This is a genomic window from Nonlabens dokdonensis DSW-6, from assembly GCF_000332115.1.
GTDB lineage: Bacteria > Bacteroidota > Bacteroidia > Flavobacteriales > Flavobacteriaceae > Nonlabens > Nonlabens dokdonensis.
The window spans coordinates 647,765-664,888 of the sequence record NC_020156.1 but is presented as its reverse complement, the minus strand read 5'-3'; the positions used below and the strand labels follow the sequence as shown (position 1 = coordinate 664,888).

The 17,124-nt window shown below is 36.6% G+C and carries 17 protein-coding genes; 1 reads left to right on the top strand and 16 read right to left on the bottom strand.

All coding sequences use genetic code 11. From position 1 onward, the window contains the following. Positions 1-111: 111 nt before the first annotated feature. From hisH to DDD_RS02850, 7 genes are all read right to left on the bottom strand, one after another. Entirely contained in the window at positions 112-738 is a 627-nt protein-coding gene (gene hisH / locus DDD_RS02880) for an imidazole glycerol phosphate synthase subunit HisH (protein ID WP_015361235.1), read from the bottom strand. Beyond that, entirely contained in the window at positions 735-1,844 is a 1,110-nt protein-coding gene (gene hisB / locus DDD_RS02875; protein WP_015361234.1) for a bifunctional histidinol-phosphatase/imidazoleglycerol-phosphate dehydratase HisB, read from the bottom strand. The genes hisH and hisB overlap by 4 nt, the downstream gene beginning before the upstream one ends. A gap of 82 nt (positions 1,845-1,926) precedes the next feature. Then, positions 1,927-2,109 (bottom strand): hypothetical protein, encoded by a 183-nt coding sequence (locus tag DDD_RS02870; RefSeq protein ID WP_015361233.1) that lies wholly within the window; start codon positions 2,107-2,109, stop codon positions 1,927-1,929. 57 nt (positions 2,110-2,166) lie between these two features. Beyond that, positions 2,167-3,405: a pyridoxal phosphate-dependent aminotransferase gene (locus DDD_RS02865; RefSeq protein ID WP_015361232.1), complete on the bottom strand. Its 1,239-nt coding sequence runs from the start codon at positions 3,403-3,405 to the stop codon at positions 2,167-2,169. Positions 3,406-3,462: 57 nt separating this feature from the next. Then, positions 3,463-5,169 (bottom strand): histidinol dehydrogenase, encoded by a 1,707-nt coding sequence (gene hisD / locus DDD_RS02860; RefSeq protein WP_015361231.1) that lies wholly within the window; start codon positions 5,167-5,169, stop codon positions 3,463-3,465. Beyond that, complete coding sequence (hisG, locus tag DDD_RS02855; protein WP_052329252.1) at positions 5,169-6,065, bottom strand: ATP phosphoribosyltransferase; 897 nt, start codon at positions 6,063-6,065, stop codon at positions 5,169-5,171. The genes hisD and hisG overlap by 1 nt, the downstream gene beginning before the upstream one ends. 250 nt (positions 6,066-6,315) lie before the next feature. Further along, positions 6,316-7,527, bottom strand: coding sequence for an ATP-binding protein (locus tag DDD_RS02850; RefSeq protein WP_015361228.1), 1,212 nt, complete (start codon positions 7,525-7,527; stop codon positions 6,316-6,318). Positions 7,528-7,671: 144 nt separating this feature from the next. On the opposite strand from DDD_RS02850, the gene DDD_RS02845 reads away from it, so the two are divergent. After that, positions 7,672-8,082 (top strand): hypothetical protein, encoded by a 411-nt coding sequence (locus DDD_RS02845; RefSeq protein ID WP_015361226.1) that lies wholly within the window; start codon positions 7,672-7,674, stop codon positions 8,080-8,082. A 35-nt stretch (positions 8,083-8,117) separates the two neighbouring features. Here DDD_RS02845 and trpA read toward each other — a convergent pair whose 3' ends face one another. The 9 genes from trpA to asnB form a co-directional block, all read right to left on the bottom strand. After that, positions 8,118-8,885: a tryptophan synthase subunit alpha gene (gene trpA, locus DDD_RS02840; protein WP_015361225.1), complete on the bottom strand. Its 768-nt coding sequence runs from the start codon at positions 8,883-8,885 to the stop codon at positions 8,118-8,120. Positions 8,886-9,091: 206 nt separating this feature from the next. Further along, positions 9,092-10,258, bottom strand: coding sequence for a tryptophan synthase subunit beta (trpB, locus tag DDD_RS02835; RefSeq protein ID WP_015361224.1), 1,167 nt, complete (start codon positions 10,256-10,258; stop codon positions 9,092-9,094). Then, on the bottom strand, positions 10,255-10,872 hold the full coding sequence (locus DDD_RS02830; RefSeq protein ID WP_236613390.1) for a phosphoribosylanthranilate isomerase: 618 nt from the start codon (positions 10,870-10,872) through the stop codon (positions 10,255-10,257). Before DDD_RS02830 ends, trpB begins: the two co-directional genes overlap by 4 nt. Positions 10,873-10,889: 17 nt before the next feature. After that, complete coding sequence (trpC, locus tag DDD_RS02825) at positions 10,890-11,693, bottom strand: indole-3-glycerol phosphate synthase TrpC (RefSeq protein ID WP_015361222.1); 804 nt, start codon at positions 11,691-11,693, stop codon at positions 10,890-10,892. 42 nt (positions 11,694-11,735) lie between these two features. Beyond that, the gene (gene trpD / locus DDD_RS02820) at positions 11,736-12,731 is read right to left on the bottom strand and encodes an anthranilate phosphoribosyltransferase (RefSeq protein ID WP_015361221.1); all 996 of its coding nucleotides are present in this window, start codon (positions 12,729-12,731) and stop codon (positions 11,736-11,738) included. A 1-nt stretch (position 12,732) separates the two neighbouring features. After that, on the bottom strand, positions 12,733-13,302 hold the full coding sequence (locus DDD_RS02815; protein ID WP_015361220.1) for an anthranilate synthase component II: 570 nt from the start codon (positions 13,300-13,302) through the stop codon (positions 12,733-12,735). Continuing rightward, entirely contained in the window at positions 13,295-13,798 is a 504-nt protein-coding gene (locus DDD_RS02810) for a hypothetical protein (protein WP_015361219.1), read from the bottom strand. Before DDD_RS02810 ends, DDD_RS02815 begins: the two co-directional genes overlap by 8 nt. Before the next feature lie 4 nt (positions 13,799-13,802). Continuing rightward, positions 13,803-15,212 (bottom strand): anthranilate synthase component I family protein, encoded by a 1,410-nt coding sequence (locus DDD_RS02805; protein ID WP_015361218.1) that lies wholly within the window; start codon positions 15,210-15,212, stop codon positions 13,803-13,805. Between the two features lie 194 nt (positions 15,213-15,406). Next, a complete protein-coding gene (gene asnB / locus DDD_RS02800; protein ID WP_015361217.1) occupies positions 15,407-17,068 on the bottom strand; it encodes an asparagine synthase B in 1,662 nt (553 codons plus the stop codon). Positions 17,069-17,124: the final 56 nt, after the last annotated feature.

Below are 17,124 nucleotides of genomic sequence, written 5' to 3'. Positions count from 1 at the left end.
GAATCTCTTTGCATCCTTCACCTACAATTAATTTATTTGTCATTCCGCTGCTTAGCAGAATCGGTTTGTATTTGTTTCAGTTGCCAGTTAATTAACCAGCTAGATTCCTGCCTACGCAGGAATTTTTAAAAAATTCTTCAATATCTCCTCACCAACACCAGCACTTTTCTCAGGATGAAATTGTGTTGCATAAAAATTGTCTTTTTGCAACACACTACTGAAAGGTAAAATATAATCACAAGCCGCAACTGTATCCTTACAAACTTCAGCATAGTACGAGTGTACATAATAAACGTCTGATTCAGGCTGCAAATTAGTTAAGAGTTCAGAATTATGAGTTAAGAATGACTCTGAACTCTGAACGCCTAACTCATAACTCAAAGAATTCCATCCCATATGAGGTACTTTCATTCCTTCAGTTACCGGAAATTTCTTTACGGTAGTGTCAAAAATCCCTAGACATTCTGTATCACCTTCTTCACTATGGCTGCACATGAGTTGCATTCCTAAGCATATTCCTAGTACAGGCTGTTTCAATTCTTTTATGACTTGATCTAATCCACGTTCACGCAAATAGTTCATCGCGGTACCAGCTTCTCCTACACCAGGGAAAATAACTTTATCAGCCGCCTTTAATTCTTCAGGATCGTCAGTAACTTTATTTTCTATTCCTAGTCTGTTGAGCGCATTAGTGACACTGCCTATATTACCTGCGTTATATTTTACAATCGCAATCATAGTGTTCCTTTTGTACTCGGTAATTTACCATCACCAGTTTGTTTTACGGCCATTTTTATTGCTTTTGCAAATGCTTTGAAAAGCGACTCTATTTTGTGGTGTTCATTATCTCCTTCTACTTTCATGTTCAGGTTGCATTTTGCTGCATCGCTGAATGATTTAAAGAAGTGAAAGAACAATTCTGTAGGCATATCGCCCACATATTCACGTTTAAATTCTGCTTCCCATACGATCCATGGTCTTCCGCCGAAGTCTATTCCCACCTGTGCTAGCGAGTCATCCATAGGTAACAAGAAGCCATATCTATTGATTCCTTTTTTTGAGGATAACGCTTTCGCGAAAGCGTCACCCAAAGCAATCGCCGTATCTTCAATAGTGTGATGTTCATCTATTTCTAGATCGCCATTTACTTTAATGTCTAAATCTAATGAACCGTGACGCTGCAACTGCTCCAGCATGTGATCATAAAACTTTAAACCGGTATCTATTTTTCCGTTTCCAGAACCGTCAAGATTCAATGTAATTTTAATATCGGTTTCATTGGTTTTACGACTTACCGTGACCTTGCGAGGTTGTCCTTTTAAAAAGTCAAAAATCTCTTTCCAGCTACTTGTTTTAAGAACTACTAGTTCGTCTTCAAAAGTAGAGTCGTCAGTAATGGATGGTAGCTGTATTCCTTTACAACCTAGATTTTTTGCCAGTTGCATATCGCTATTGCGATCACCGATTACAAAACTATTCTCTAGATCATAGTTGCCTTTTATATAATGTGTCAATAAACCAGTTTGTGGTTTACGAGTAGGTGCATTTTGCTCAGGAAAAGAACGATCGATTAAAATCTCACTGAAGTTAATCCCTTCATTTTCTAGCACATTCATCATTAAATTATGCACAGGCCAGAAGGTATCTTCAGGAAAACTATCTGTTCCTAATCCATCTTGATTAGTCACCATTACTAGTTCATAATCTAACTCTCGAGCGATGCGATGTAGCTGAGTAATCGCCATAGGCAAGAATTCCAACTTTTCATAACTATCCAGTTGATAATCTACTGGTGGTTCTTTTACGATGGTACCATCGCGATCTATAAATAATACTTTTTTCATGTTGTTATTCCTGCGCAGGCAGGAATCTCTGTGAGTCCATAACCTACTATTAATTTATGTCATCATCAACGATGATTAATCTTTATTTTTTTACTAATTCTTTTTTCAACTTCATTTTATCCAAAGATGTTTTGATAAGTCCTAGACCAACTATAATTCCGCATATTGGTGTCAAATAGTTTTCGGTATCTAGCAGCTCATAAATCGATAAAATTGCTGACGCACCACCAAGTGCGATTAAAAAATAATGTCCGATGTTTTTCATATTTGGAAGCTTTTATTTAATGTAATTTTATGCACTAAAGTTAGTTTAATTAACCAGCTAGATTCCTGCGTTCGCAGGAATTTGTCGTAAAGCCGTAATCACTTCTTTACATTCCATCATTGTCCCAACGGTAAATCGCAACGTATCCTTAATCTGACTGCTGCGATTACGTATAATAATACCTTTATCACGTAGGTAATTATAAACTTGCGTAGCATTTTCTACTTTGGCAAGAACAAAATTTGCCTCACTAGGATATACTTCTTTTATAAAGTTAAAACTGTTTAAATGCTCCACAAGAAAATCTTTATTATTGATGATTTCTTGTATTTCAGTTTTTGTTTTTTCTTCGTTTTTTAAAGTCTCTAGAACTGCTTTTTGAGACAATTCATTTACGTTATACGGTGGCTTTGTTCGATTGAATAATTCAATGATTTCTGGAGAAGAAAAGGCAAATCCTACTCGAGCACCAGCCATACCATGAGCCTTAGACATGGTTTGTAACACCACAAGATTAGGATAATCTTCTAGTCGTTTTATGAAACTCATGTTCTCTGTAAAATCTTGATAAGCCTCATCTACAACGATGATACCATTGAAATTCCCAAACAAACGATCCAGCTGTCTTTGATTTTCCAGCATCTCTGCTTCAAACTCAGGAGCAAATGGCATATCCATCATACCACCACGAGTATAATTTTGTGCTTGCCAGTCGTGTTTTAAATCGGCTTTGAGCAGTACATTTCCAGTAGGGTTATTAGGAGAGCAAATCCATAATAGTTTTGCTTTGGCGAAAGCGGAACTATTTAAAATTTCATCAAGATTTAATGAAAAATCTTTGTTCAATGGCACTTTTAAAACACTAACATCATTAATCGCTGCACTAACTTCATACATTCCATAAGTAGGTGGACAAGTAATTACAGTATCTTTTCCTGGTTCACAGAAAATGCGATACAATAAATCAATAGCCTCATCACTACCATTACCTACAAATATTTGATCTGGCGAAATGTCTTTTTGTTTTGCCAATTCTTCTTTTATCGAAGACTGTAATGGATCTGGGTAACGATTTAAATCTCCCTTAGGATTTTCATTTGCGTCTAGTAAAGTCAGCCCCTTTTGTCCTGCGGACATTTTCCCCAAAGGGGAAACTTCATTAGAAGTCCCTTCCGCTGGAAGGGATTTAGGGTAGGCTTTATCGCTGCCGTACAAATCAAATTCACTGCGTGCACTAGAATATGGCTTCAAATTCCAGATGTTCTTGCGGACTATATTTTCTAAGTTAAATTCCATTTTTCCAATTATTGCGAGTAAGCCCCATTGTCCTGCGGACATTTCCCCAAGGGGAAACTAATTGGGTCTCGCTGTGCTCGTGTTTTTTATTGTTTTAATTACTGCATCTAAATTTTTTAGAACATCATCGTTTGTAAACCTTATCACTTTAAAACCTTGTGATTCTAAATAATCTTGTCTTACTCTGTCTTCTTCTTTTTGATTTAAATGTATATCTCCATCTATTTCTACAATCAAACGTTTTTCAATAGATGCAAAATCAACTATATATTTATCAATGATATGCTGTCTTCTGAATTTAACGTCTAACTTTTTGTTACGCAATCTTTCCCAAATCAATGCCTCAGTTTCTGTTGGATTTTTGCGCATTTGAGAAGCTCTTTCTTTTAACGTACCGTAAATTGATTTGCGAGCTGTTTCATAAGAATACTTTTCACGTCCTTTAAAAGTCCCTTCCTCTGGAAGGGATTTAGGGTTGGCATTAATTTCTTTTAATCGTACACTTACCGCATTTTTGTGCGCATCGAGACCTTCGGCAGTAGCCATTATTTCAACGGCTGGCCCTAGATTTCTCAAGCCTTGTGGCGTTGCTTTTTGATAGGTCACTTTATTTACAAAACTATCTACTGATACACCGCTATAATTACGCGCATATCCATAGGTAGGTAAAGTATGGTTAGTACCACTAGCATAATCACCTAAACTCTCGCAAGTATAAGAACCTATAAAAATAGATCCAGCAACCTGAATTTGCTCGGCTACATCACCAGCTTTTTCTGTATTTATGATCAAATGTTCTGGTGCATATGCGTCAGACCATTTGATACATTCTTCTATGCTTTTTAGAACGATAGTTTTACTGTTTTCAATAGTTTTTTCTGCTGTTTGCTTTCGCGAAAGCGTACTTAATTGAATCCTTAATTGTTCATTTACAGCCTCGGCTAGATTAGTAGAATCTGTCAATAGAATTACCTGAGAATCTGGACCATGTTCTGCCTGAGCGAGTAAATCTGCTGCTACAAATGCTGGATTTGCTTCTTGATCAGCAATAACTAAAACCTCTGATGGTCCAGCTGGCATATCAATAGCAACACCTTGTTGTTGTGCTAGTTCTTTAGCTCGAGTCACAAATGCGTTTCCAGGACCAAAGATCTTATCAACCGCTGGAATACTTTCTGTTCCATAAGTCATGGCAGCAATGGCTTGCGCGCCACCAGCTTTATAGATTTCTGTAACTCCACAAAGACTAGCTGTATATAAAACAGCTGGATTGATGTTTCCATTGGCGTCTGTTGGACTACAAAGAACCACACGTTTATTACCTGCAATCTTTGCTGGAATAGCGAGCATTAACACCGTAGAGAAAAGAGGAGCAGAGCCACCGGGAATGTATAAACCTACTTTTTGAATAGGTAAAGATTTTCTCCAGCAGGTCATGCCAGGCATAGTCTCCATGACAGGATAATCCTGAGTATAACAAGCCTCATGAAATTTGTAAATATTGTTATAAGCAGTTTGAATCGCTACTTTTAACTCTGGTGCTAAAAGGGTTGCGGCGTGCTCGATTTCTTTTTCTGTTACTCTTAGAGAATTTAATTGTGCTTTATCAAACTTTTCTGCAAAAGCAAATAAGGCTTGATCACCATTTTCTCTCACCAGCTGTATAATATCATTTACAGCAGTTTCTACATTAGCACGTTCTTGTTGAGGACGTTCTAGCAACTTTTGTTGTTGAGAATAATCTGGGTTAGAAATGATTTTCATTATGCAATCAATTTTTCTATTGGAGATACTAAAATGCCTTGTGCACCGGCATCTTTTAATTGGTCGATGACATTCCAGAAATCATTCTCCTCAATAACAGAGTGTAAGCTGGACCATCCTTCTTCAGCTAATGGTAAAACCGTTGGGCTTTTCATTCCAGGTAATAAGGCAGATATTTCTTCTATCTTATCATTAGGCGCATTAAGTAAGATGTATTTACTTTTCTGAGCGTTTTGAACCGCTTTCATGCGAAACAGTAACTTGTTCAAAATGTCTTTTTTAGCAGCATCTAAACTAGGGTTTGAAATTAAAACAGCTTCACTGTACATTACTGTTTCTACTTCTTTCAATCCATTCATAATCAGAGTTGATCCTGTAGAAACGATATCGCAAATACCTTCTGCAAGGCCTATTCCTGGAGCTATCTCAACAGATCCGCCTATTTCTTCTGTCGTGGCATTAATCCCTTTATCTGCGAAGAACTTTTTAACGATTGTGGTATAACTACTAGCGACCTTTTTACCGTTAAACCATTCTAGACCTGGATAATCTACATCTTTTTGAACGGCAAGACTTAAACGACAGCCTGCAAAACCTAGTTGCTTGATCACGTCTACTTCTTGGTCTTTTTCTTCTACTTCATTAAGTCCTAAAATTCCAAGGTCTGCAACGCCATTTGCAACGTATTGTGGTATATCATCATCTCTTAAAAAAAGAATTTCCATCGGAAAGTTTTTTGCTTGAGTAGATAATTTACGACCACCATTGTCAAATTTGATACCGCAATCTTTTAAGAGCTGCAAAGATTTATCTGATAGTCTTCCTGATTTTTGTACCGCTATGCGAATCATCTGTTTATTGTTATCCAAATCTTTTAAATTTTTGCTATTGTTCATTGTTATTAGATTTTGCTGAATCATTTGGCTAGAGCTTTTTGAGTCAGAGATTCCCACTTTCGAGGGAATTAAAAACAAAAAACCGCCTGAGACAGACGGTTTTTAAAATATGTTTGAGTTACATCAATACATTTTTAGCTCGCCTGACGGTAAGAGAAAAAATGATCATGATGTACGTATGGTGCTTTCATTGTTGTGCAAAGGTAGGTTGTGATTTGCTTTCGCGAAAGCGATTTCTTAAAAATCACATTTAATTAACTTTTCCACCTATAGATTCTAATGCTACTCTAGGATCCATTTTTAAAAAATCTTCTAAAGGAAATCCGGTATGTCCAACTAATAATGTTTTAGAATTGGGGAATTTCTTGATAAAATTTTCCATTCCTTTGGTATAGCCTTCGCCACCGCTTTTTACTTCTATACCGAGACTGTAATCTTCATCATGAATCACAAAATCAACTTCATTATTACGTTCTCGCCAGTAACTCACTTCAAATCCGCCTTCAATACTGGCATTATATAAGTGAGCACCTACGGCACTTTCTACCCAGCGTCCCCATTCTATGGGTTTCATTATTGCGGCGTTGAAATCTAGATTTTGTTGAGCTGTAAAAAGAGCATTATTTTGAACTTGAAACTTAGGACTGCTGCTATATTTGCGTACTTCATTAGGTGTAAATTTTTCTAATCCAGCCAGTAGTCCTGCTGTGTCAAGCAAGTCTAAGTAATGTGATAATGTGGTTACATTACCAGCATCTTGTAGTTGTCCTTTAATCTTATTATAAGAAAGTATTTGTCCCGTAAAATTGCTTCCTATTTTAAAGAGTTTTTCTAGTAACGCAGGTTTATCTACTCGAGTTAACATTAAAATGTCTTTTTCAATGCTAGTCTTTATAAAAGCAGAGTTTATGTATCTCTTCCATCGTCTCCAGTCCTTATAATAAGTCGCTGCGCCAGGATAACCACCGTAGAAAATGTATTCTTCAAGAGATACATCGTTTAATTCTTGCATTTCGCTATAACTCCAATGTGGTACATAAATGGTTTCAAATCTTCCTGTCAGTGACTCGGTCAGGCCTTGTTGTAGCATTAATCGAGATGATCCTAGCAAAACTACTTTGAGCTCAATACCATTTGCGGTGTCTGCATCCCATTCTCTTTTTACTTGTTCTGACCAGTTGTTGATCTTTTGAATTTCATCTAGAATAAGAACGGCACTTTTTGCGCCTTGTGTGGTGATAAGCAATCGCGCAGTTTGCCATTGTTGTAAGATCCATTCTTTAGAATCAGGATCTATAGCATCGGCATTTTCTATGTGAAATGGTTGTGTTGTTTTTTTTGCAAGTTGTCTTGCGGCTGTAGTTTTACCAGTTTGCCTCGGTCCATAGAGTACTTGTATGTGACAGCGAGATTCATTTTCTATACGTTTAAATAATTCTTCAAAAGCATGTCTTGTTATCACAATAGCAGTTGTTTAGATTTCAAATATATAAAAACTTTGAGAATTTTGTGGTGAAACTTTGAGAATTTTGTAAAGTTATATTGAGAATTTTGTAGAGAAACTTTGAGAATTTTGTAAATTGAAATTCAATTAAAAACATAAATTATGACAAATTTAAAATCTCAACCAAATCAAAAGGACTTACAATGGTGGTTTAAAATATCTTCTGGCGCAACAGGATCGCTATGGATATATAAAACTAGTTATTTTGAGTTAGCTCATTATGGCTATTATTTAATTCCTGTTCAAACTACCTTACTATTTTTAATCGGTATTGTGACCACGTCACTTTTTATACTGTGCTTATTGCATTTTATTACCTATCATTTAAAAGTAAATCTTTACATATTAGGTTCTTTGAAAATAACAGGAAAGAATAGTTTAACTTTTGCGCATGATCGTATGACAAGAATAGCTTCCGTAGCTTTACTTCTTTTGATGGTCACTACCGCCATTTATATAAAATGGGAAGCGACAATAATTAACTCTGACGTATATAGCTTATTAAGGATGTAATTTTAGTTCCGCTTTCGCGAAAGCGGAACATAAAATCATCTTTTAATACTATCAATATAACTGGTGGCGGCAACGGTAATATCTTCCACATCAGTAATCTGTCTGATGAACTCACTTCCTATAATGGCACCATTTACATATTTACAAGCATCTTCAAAATTCTGCTTGTTTTTAATATTGAAACCAGTGAGAATGGGAGTTTTTAAATCCATTTCTTTCAGTTTACCTAGATAATCTGCCGCTGCAGAGAAGTCTGCTTTAGATCCAGTAGTGCTTGCAGAACTTACCGCATAAATAAAACCGTTAGAGTTATCGTCAATTTCTCTAATACGTTTTTCAGAAGTCTGTGGTGTTACTAAGAATATATTACTGATATTATATTTCTCAAAGACTTCCTTAAACTCTGTTTCATAAATGTACATTGGTAAATCAGGAACTATTAAGCCGTCAACACCTGTTTCTTGACATTTTTTACAAAACTTCTCTAATCCATATTGCATCACAGGATTCAAATATCCCATCAATAAAACTGGAACTTTAGGAGTATGATTCTGTAATTGAGAGAATAACTTTTCAATAGACATTCCATTTTCTAAGGCAATTTTACTGCTTTCTTGAATCGTTGGGCCATCTGCCAGTGGATCACTGAACGGAATGCCGATTTCAACTAAATCCACGTCAGCATTTTCAAGTGCGGTCAGTAGAGTAGTGGTGTCTTCCAAATGAGGATAACCAGCGGTAAAGAATATATTCAACAAGTTTTGAGGCTTGTATTTAAGTAGTTCTGTGAGTTTGTTTGTCATATTATTCCTGCGCAGGCAGGAATCTCTTGGAGATGTTGCCTGCGACTGATTTATTTATACTGTTTTCAGCGCATCGCATTCGCTGTTTGTTTTGTGCATCACATTCGCTTAGGTGGGCGGATGCGATCCGCCCTTACGATACGTTTTCGATGCATTGCATGCATCGCGGTTACTGGCGGATGCGATCCGTCCTTACAGAGCTAGACCTATAGGTCGAGCTCCTCCATATACGTATTCATATCCTTATCGCCACGACCAGAAAGATTGATGACTACTCGATCAGTAGGTTTTAAGTCCAGATCTTTCAGCACTGAAAATGCATGAGCCGTTTCTAGCGCTGGAATAATTCCCTCAAGACGACTACATTCTACGGCAGCGATAAGTGCGTCAGCATCTGTAACGGCCATATATTGTGCACGGTCAGAAACTTTCAACCAGGCATGTGCTGGTCCGATTCCAGGATAGTCTAATCCTGCCGAAATACTATGAGGTTCTACAACTTGTCCATCTTTATCTTGCATCATTATAGAACGACTTGCGTGCAATACACCAGGCGTACCTAAAGTTAGCGTCGCTGCGGTTTTATCGGTATCAACTCCTAATCCTGCGGCTTCAACGCCTATTAATTTTACTTCTTTATCATCTAAAAAGTGATAAAAAGCTCCCATCGCGTTAGAACCACCACCTACACAAGCAATAACATAATCTGGCAAACCATCCATTTGCTTTTTAATCTCTTCAGAAATCACAGATTGATATCTTGCCACCATGTCAGGATATGGATGCGGTCCAACTACAGAACCTATGATATAATGAGTGTCTTCTGGATTATTGATCCAGTCGCGCATCGCCTCATTAGTAGCGTCTTTTAAGGTTTTAGAACCACTGGTTGCTGGTCTAACTTCAGCACCCAACATTTTCATACGAGCGACATTAGGTGCTTGACGTTTAATGTCTTTCTCGCCCATATAAACGATACACTCTAGACCTTTCAAAGCACAGACCGTGGCTGTAGCCACACCATGTTGTCCAGCGCCAGTCTCTGCTATGATTCTCTTCTTACCTAATTTTTCAGCAAGCAGAATTTGACCTATGGTGTTGTTAATTTTATGAGCGCCAGTATGACATAGGTCTTCACGTTTCAACCAGATTTGAGCACCGTATTTCTCAGATAATCTCTTAGCTAAAAATAATGGAGTAGGGCGACCTACATAATCTTTAAGCAATTGATGAAACTCTTTTTGAAATTCTGGTGATTTTTCTATCGCTAGATAGTTTTCCTGAAGTTCTTCAATATTAGGATAGAGCAATTCTGGAATGAATGCACCACCGAATTCTCCATAAAATCCTTTTTCATTTACTTGATAGCTCATTTTCTCAATTTTTCTATGAATGTTTTTATTTCTTCTATGTTTTTAACACCAGGCTCAGTTTCAAATTTTGAATTGAGATCAACACCTAAAAACATTTTGTGTTTAAATTCTTTTATGGCATAGGCATCTTTATTAGATATTCCACCGCTCAATAAAAAGGGTACTTCTCCTTTATAAGAGTCGAGAATGGACCAGTTAAATTTCTTGCCGCTACCTCCATAATTTGGCGTAGCTGTATCAAATAAGAAGAAGAGTTTGCCAACATATTGTGCTGCAAGCTCTTCCCATTCTTTTAAACTATTGAAATCAAAGTTTTCTGTGATTTGAAAAGCTTTAAATATCTTGATATCTATTTCTAGTAACGCTTTCGCGAAAGCGGAATCCTCATCACCATGTAATTGAATAACGTCCAGTTGCAATGGAATGAAATCTTTTAAAATGTTTTCAAGGGATTCATTTACATACACGCCTACGGTACCTTTATTCATGGTTTGTTGGGCGACTTTTTCTTTTTGAGAATCGTCTACAAATCGCTTAGACTTTGAGTATCGTATAATTCCCATAAAGTCTATGTCTAGCTCCTGTAAATGGTTGATGTTTTCTATGTCGCGCATACCGCACACCTTAATCATCATGATTGAATCGCTTTTATAAATTGTTTACAGCTAGTTCCTGGTTGATCTGTTTTCATAAAGTTTTCTCCTATTAAAAAACCTTCAAATCCTATATTTTTAAGCTCTTTTACTATTTGTGGATCAGAAATTCCACTTTCTGAAATGGCCAAAACATTTTCAGGAAAATGAGGTAATAAATCTTTACTGTTTTGAATATCAGTTTTAAATTTCTTTAAGTCTCGGTTGTTGACACCTATCACAAATTTTGAAGTGTTCATTGAAGAGGTCACTTCTTTTATACGATTGAGCTCTTCTAGATCGTGTACTTCAAATAGAATTTCCAATCCTAGATTCATAGCTTCGACCGACATGGCTATTAATTCTTCATTATTCAAGCAAGCTGCTATGAGTAGAATGGCGTCTGCTCCGTAGGCTTTGGCTTCATGAATTTGATATAAATCAATAATGAAGTCCTTGCGCAGGATAGGAATGTTAACCGATTTTCTTGCTTCCAGTAAATCTTGTAATGTCCCACCAAAAAATGGCTCGTCCGTTAAACAGCTTATCGCACTAGCACCAGCTGCTTCATAACCTTTGACCACATCTTGTAAACTAGCCGGGCAATTGAACGATCCTTTGCTCGGACTTTGTCTTTTATGTTCCGCTATGATGCCGCTACCGTTTTTTAAACCCTTATATAATGACAAGGTTTTTCTTGAGTAGAAGTGCATTTCTCTTAATTGAGAAAGAGAAGTTTTATCTTTTCTAACCTTTAAGTCTTCAGCAGTTTGATTTGTTATTTTTTTTAGGATGTCTTCCATGGTAACCTGAACTCGAAATTGAACTATGAATTATTGATTGAATTAGGCTTTGAGTTCCATAAGTTTCTGAAAGCTTTTTAAGGCTTTTCCAGACTCTAAAGATTCTCTAGCCAACATTACCGACTGATGTAGGTTTAAATCTTGTGCGACTGAAATGGCAGTTGCCGCATTTGCAATCACCACACTCTTTTGAGCATCGGTCGCATTGTTTTCTAGTACTTTCATGAAGATTTTTGCAGCATCTTCCACAGTCTCTCCTCCATAAATATCTGACTGCTTCAATGATTCCATACCAAAATCATTTGCAGATAAATCGCTCACTCCATTATTTCTAGCCATGCGTACTTTTCCTGTAAGACTTACTTCATCATATCCTTCATGTGCATGTAGTATCGCATATTTTTTATCTGTTTCTGATTGAAAAAGATATTCATAATTACGAGCTAATTGTAAATTAAAAACGCCTACACTTTGTAACTTAGGTTTTGCTGGATTTACTAATGGTCCCAACATGTTGAAAAAAGTTTTTACACCTAATTGTTTTCGTATAGGAGCAACAGCCTTCATTGCAGGATGAAATAGCGGTGCGTGTAAAAAAGTAATGTTAGCCTCAGTTATTTGTTTTCTAAGAATATCATGATCATTTGTAAATACAAACCCCAAATGCTCCATCACATTAGAAGAACCGCTTACAGAGCTTACTCCATAATTACCGTGTTTTGCTACTGGTATTCCAGCTCCTGCAGTTACAAAACTTGCTAGTGTGCTGATGTTAAAAGTATTCTTTCCATCACCACCAGTACCACATAAATCTATAGGATTAAAATCTGATAGGTCAATTAGATTTGCTTGCTCTAGCATGGCGTCTCTAAAACCAGCTAATTCCTCTACAGTAATGCTGCGCATTCCATAGACTGTTAAGAACGCTGCAATTTGTGCCTCGTTAACTTTACCACTGGTAATTGCAGTGAGAATGTCGTATGCCGCTTTTCGCGAAAGCGTACCATGATTAAATAATTCGTTTAGAATCTCTTTCATTCTATAAAGTGTCTATAAAGTTCTTGAGCATGGTTTTACCTTGTGGTGTCATGATGCTTTCAGGATGAAATTGCAATCCGTAAATAGGCAATTCTTTATGCTTCAAAGCCATGATTTGCCCATTTTCATCTGTGGCAGTAATTTCTAGTGTTTCAGGAAAGCTACTGCTTTGAGCAGCCCAAGAATGATACCTTCCTGCTTCAAAATTAGTGTCAATTTCTTTAAAAATATCGTTGCCAGAATGCGTCATTTGAGTTGAAATCCCGTGATATACTTTATCAAGATTTATTATTTCACCTCCGAATACTTCAGTAATGGCTTGGTGACCTAGACAAATGCCAAGCAGTGGTTTTTTATCTTTAAGAAAGTCAATTATAGCCAGAAGATTTCCAGCTTCACTTGGGATTCCAGGTCCTGGTGATAATACAATAGCGTCAAAACCGACGCATTCTTCAGGCGTTATTTTATCGTTGCGTACTACGGTAACATTTACATCTAAGTCTTCTAAATAGTGGACAAGATTAAAAGTAAATGAGTCGTAATTATCTATAAGAAGTATGCTTTTACTCATTTTCAATAAGTTTAATGCTTCCATCATTTTGGATTTGGGCTATTGTTTTTTCGCCATCAGGACAGAAACTGATGATTTTTAAATCTCCTGTGACTTTTCCCTCGCAATTGAGTTCGCCTAGAGTAGAAGCTAGAACTCTTTCATCTTTTATTTCTCCATCATTAGTAAAAGTTCTGATTAAAAATCCATGTCTAAAAAATCCAGACTCAAAAGAGCTTCTGGTATAAACTCTAACCGTGAAGTCATCGCTTTTGAATATGGGAGGCGCAATTTTTATATCGCCTGACAACATTCTTTGATAATCTGTTTCATTATGTAAAATAGCCATACTGTCTAGTCCAACCATTTTAAATTCTAAACCTGGAGAATAGTTCATCTGAAGTTTACCTTCTTTTTCTGATATCTTGACATTAAACAAGTCTTTTTTATCTTTCTGACAGGAATAGGTAAGTGAAGAAATAAACAAAATTGTCACTATTACTTTAATTGTTCTCATGGAATTAGTTTGCTTTTTTAATCGCACTTCTTAGTGCATTTGTTTTATGATAGACTTCTTGTGTTTCATTTTCAATATTGCTCTCTACAACAACGCCTGCTCCTGCTCTAAATAGTAATTTATTTTCTCGGGATAATATACTTCTAATTATAATTGCGTGGTTAAAATTACCGTCAAAACCTAAATAACCTATTGCACCGCCGTAAAATTCTCGAGAAGATTGTTCATAAGTGTCTATTAATTGCATGGCTCTAAATTTAGGTGCACCACTTAGAGTACCGGCAGGAAATGTATCTCCTATTAATTGAATTTTATCTTTTTCATCAATTGTTCCGGTTACCTTGCTTACCATGTGTATTACATGAGAATAGAAATGAATATTTTGATAATCTTCTACAACCACTTCTCTTGCATGACGACTTAGATCATTTCTAGCAAGATCTACTAGCATTATATGTTCTGCTGCTTCTTTAGGGTCTTTTTTAAGCTCTTCTGCGGCCTTAAGGTCTGCGATGTCATTTCCTGTACGTTTATAAGTTCCGGCAATGGGTTGAATACTTGCCTTAGATCCAGAAATTAACAACTGCGCTTCTGGCGAAGATCCAAAAATTCTAAAGTTTCCGTAATCAAAATAGAACAGATATGGACTAGGGTTGATAGCTCTCAACTGCCTGTACACATTAAAGTCATCACCTTGAAAAGCTTGTTCAAATTTTCTAGATAACACAATTTGAAAAACATCACCGCGATGACAGTGTTCTTTTCCTTTTTTTACTAGTTCTCTAAAGTCATCGTCTTCCATTTCAGACGTTTCTTCAGCTGTGCATTTAAAACTGTAATTAGCAACATCACGGTGGTTGATAACAGTTACAATCTCTTCTAATTTACTTGGGTAATCAGCATATTGATGATCAAAAACGTACAGCTGGTTGTGATAATGGTCAAATACAAGCACGTTTTGAAAGACTTGATAATGGGCGAGTGGTATGTTATTGGTCTCGCTTTCGCGAAAGCGGAACTCTAAATCTTCAAATAATTGAACAGCATCATAACTTAAATAACCAAAAAGCCCATTAGTTGGAAAAGGAAATCCTTTATCAATTTGCTCAAACGAGTTCTTAAATGTGTTTAATCCAGAGGTCAAATCAAATGCCGTACTGAATTTTTCAGAATTGGTTTGATGATCAGGAAAACTAGACAAAATTTCCTTTTTGTTTACCTCAAAAGAAGCTACCGGATTACAACAAATAAAGGAGTAGCTGTTACTGCGTTGTCCGTATTCATTACTTTCCAGTAAAATACTATTAGGATAACGATCGCGCAACCTCTTGTAGATAGCAACTGGAGTTAGCGTATCTGCTAGGATGACTCGATGGTTAGTTAAAGCTTGATATTGATCTTTTTTTTGATCCATTATATAATTGTTCTCGATATTTAATAAATGAAAAAAGGTCTACCGTAAAGTAGACCTTTTGAGTTTATTTAAAAACATACGGGCGACTTACGGCTGTTGAGCTGTATGATTCCACCACCATGTATGATTAGTTCTTTTCATTGTGTGTCAAAAGTAATCACGCCATTTGAAAGGCGCAACTATTTTAGACGATTTTAATAACCTTCATCATGCACTCCGCTTACTGCACGACCAGAAGGATCATTCATATTTTTAAAAGCAGCGTCCCATTCTAATGCTACTGGAGTAGAACAAGCTACTGACTTTAAAGAAGGTACACATTTTGCAGCGGCATCACTTGGAAAATGTTCTGAGAAAATACTACGGTAATAATACTCCTCTTTATTTTGCGGCGGATTGATTTTAAATTTAAAAGGAGCCGCTTCCATCATTTCATCAGTCACTACATTTTCTACTACTTCTTTTAAGGTATCAATCCAGCTGTAGCCTACACCATCGCTAAACTGTTCCTTTTGCCTCCAGGCAACACTCTTAGGTAAGTAATCTTCAAAGGCCTCTCGCAAGATGTGTTTCTCCATTTTTCCATTGCCGCACATTTTATCTTTAGGATTTAAATTCATGGCAACGTCAATAAATTCTTTATCTAAAAACGGCACACGACCTTCAATTCCCCACGCAGCAAGCGATTTGTTTGCTCTTAAGTTGTCATATAAATGCAATGTGTCTAATTTGCGCACTGTTTCTTTGTGAAACTCTTCTGCATTAGGAGCTTTGTGAAAGTATAAATAACCTCCGAAAATCTCATCGCTTCCTTCTCCAGAAAGAACCATTTTAATTCCCATAGATTTGATAACTCTAGCAAGTAAATACATAGGTGTAGAGGCTCTGATGGTAGTTACATCATAAGTTTCTAGAAAATACACTACATCTTTAATGGCATCGAGTCCTTCTTGGATAGTAAAGTGTACACTATGGTGAACTGTTCCTATATGATCTGCTACTTTTTGAGCAGCTTCTAGATCGGGACTACCTTCTAGTCCTATGGCAAATGAGTGCAACTGCGGCCACCATGCATCTGCATGATCACCAGATTCTACTCTTCTTGAAGCATATTTTTTTGCCACAGCACTTACTATCGAACTGTCTAGCCCACCAGAAAGTAATACACCATACGGTACATCGCTCATCAAATGTCTGTGAACAGAATCTTCCATTGCTTTTTTAAGGTCTGCAACAGAGCTAGAATTGTCTTTTACTGTTTTATAATCTTTCCATTCTCTATCATACCATTTAGTAAAATCTCCACCTTCACTGTAGTAATAGTTTCCTGGCGGGAATGGACTTATTTCGTTACAAGTTCCTTCAAGTGCCTTGAGCTCACTAGCTACATAAAACTGTCCCATATCATCTGTGCCATAGTATAAAGGTATAATTCCTTGATGGTCTCGAGCGCAAAGGAAAACATCCTTGACACTATCATATAATGCAAAACCGTACATTCCAGTAAGCTCATCCATAAAGTTTACGCCTTTATCTTGGTATAAAGCAAGTATCACTTCACAGTCTGACTTCGTTTTAAAATCGTATTCTGGATACCTACTACGTATTTCTTGATGGTTGTAAATTTCTCCGTTTACTGCAAGTACAATATTTCCATCTGGACTGTATAAAGGTTGCCCACCAGATTGTGGATCTACAATTGTTAACCTTTCATGAGCTAGAATGGCATTATCGCCACAATAAATACCAGACCAGTCTGGACCACGATGCCTAATTTTTTTTGATAATTCTAGAACAGCTTCTCTTTGTTCACTACTTTCTTTTTTGAGTTGAAAAACTCCTACGATACCACACATACTATTATATTTTTAAATGAAAAAAGGCCTACTTTTTAAGTAGACCTTTTGAATAT

Coding starts and splice junctions, on each gene's coding strand:
- DDD_RS02810 (WP_015361219.1), bottom strand. CDS start 13,798: ATGAGAACAATTAAAGTAATAGTGACAATTTTGTTTATTTCTTCACTT.
- hisB (WP_015361234.1), bottom strand. CDS start 1,844: ATGAAAAAAGTATTATTTATAGATCGCGATGGTACCATCGTAAAAGAA.
- DDD_RS02815 (WP_015361220.1), bottom strand. CDS start 13,302: ATGAGTAAAAGCATACTTCTTATAGATAATTACGACTCATTTACTTTT.
- DDD_RS02870 (WP_015361233.1), bottom strand. CDS start 2,109: ATGAAAAACATCGGACATTATTTTTTAATCGCACTTGGTGGTGCGTCA.
- DDD_RS02830 (WP_236613390.1), bottom strand. CDS start 10,872: ATGCGCGACATAGAAAACATCAACCATTTACAGGAGCTAGACATAGAC.
- DDD_RS02865 (WP_015361232.1), bottom strand. CDS start 3,405: ATGGAATTTAACTTAGAAAATATAGTCCGCAAGAACATCTGGAATTTG.
- hisG (WP_052329252.1), bottom strand. CDS start 6,065: ATGAACAATAGCAAAAATTTAAAAGATTTGGATAACAATAAACAGATG.
- asnB (WP_015361217.1), bottom strand. CDS start 17,068: ATGTGTGGTATCGTAGGAGTTTTTCAACTCAAAAAAGAAAGTAGTGAA.
- trpD (WP_015361221.1), bottom strand. CDS start 12,731: ATGAAAGAGATTCTAAACGAATTATTTAATCATGGTACGCTTTCGCGA.
- hisH (WP_015361235.1), bottom strand. CDS start 738: ATGATTGCGATTGTAAAATATAACGCAGGTAATATAGGCAGTGTCACT.
- hisD (WP_015361231.1), bottom strand. CDS start 5,169: ATGAAAATCATTTCTAACCCAGATTATTCTCAACAACAAAAGTTGCTA.
- trpC (WP_015361222.1), bottom strand. CDS start 11,693: ATGGAAGACATCCTAAAAAAAATAACAAATCAAACTGCTGAAGACTTA.
- trpB (WP_015361224.1), bottom strand. CDS start 10,258: ATGAGCTATCAAGTAAATGAAAAAGGATTTTATGGAGAATTCGGTGGT.
- trpA (WP_015361225.1), bottom strand. CDS start 8,885: ATGACAAACAAACTCACAGAACTACTTAAATACAAGCCTCAAAACTTG.
- DDD_RS02805 (WP_015361218.1), bottom strand. CDS start 15,212: ATGGATCAAAAAAAAGATCAATATCAAGCTTTAACTAACCATCGAGTC.
- DDD_RS02845 (WP_015361226.1), top strand. CDS start 7,672: ATGACAAATTTAAAATCTCAACCAAATCAAAAGGACTTACAATGGTGG.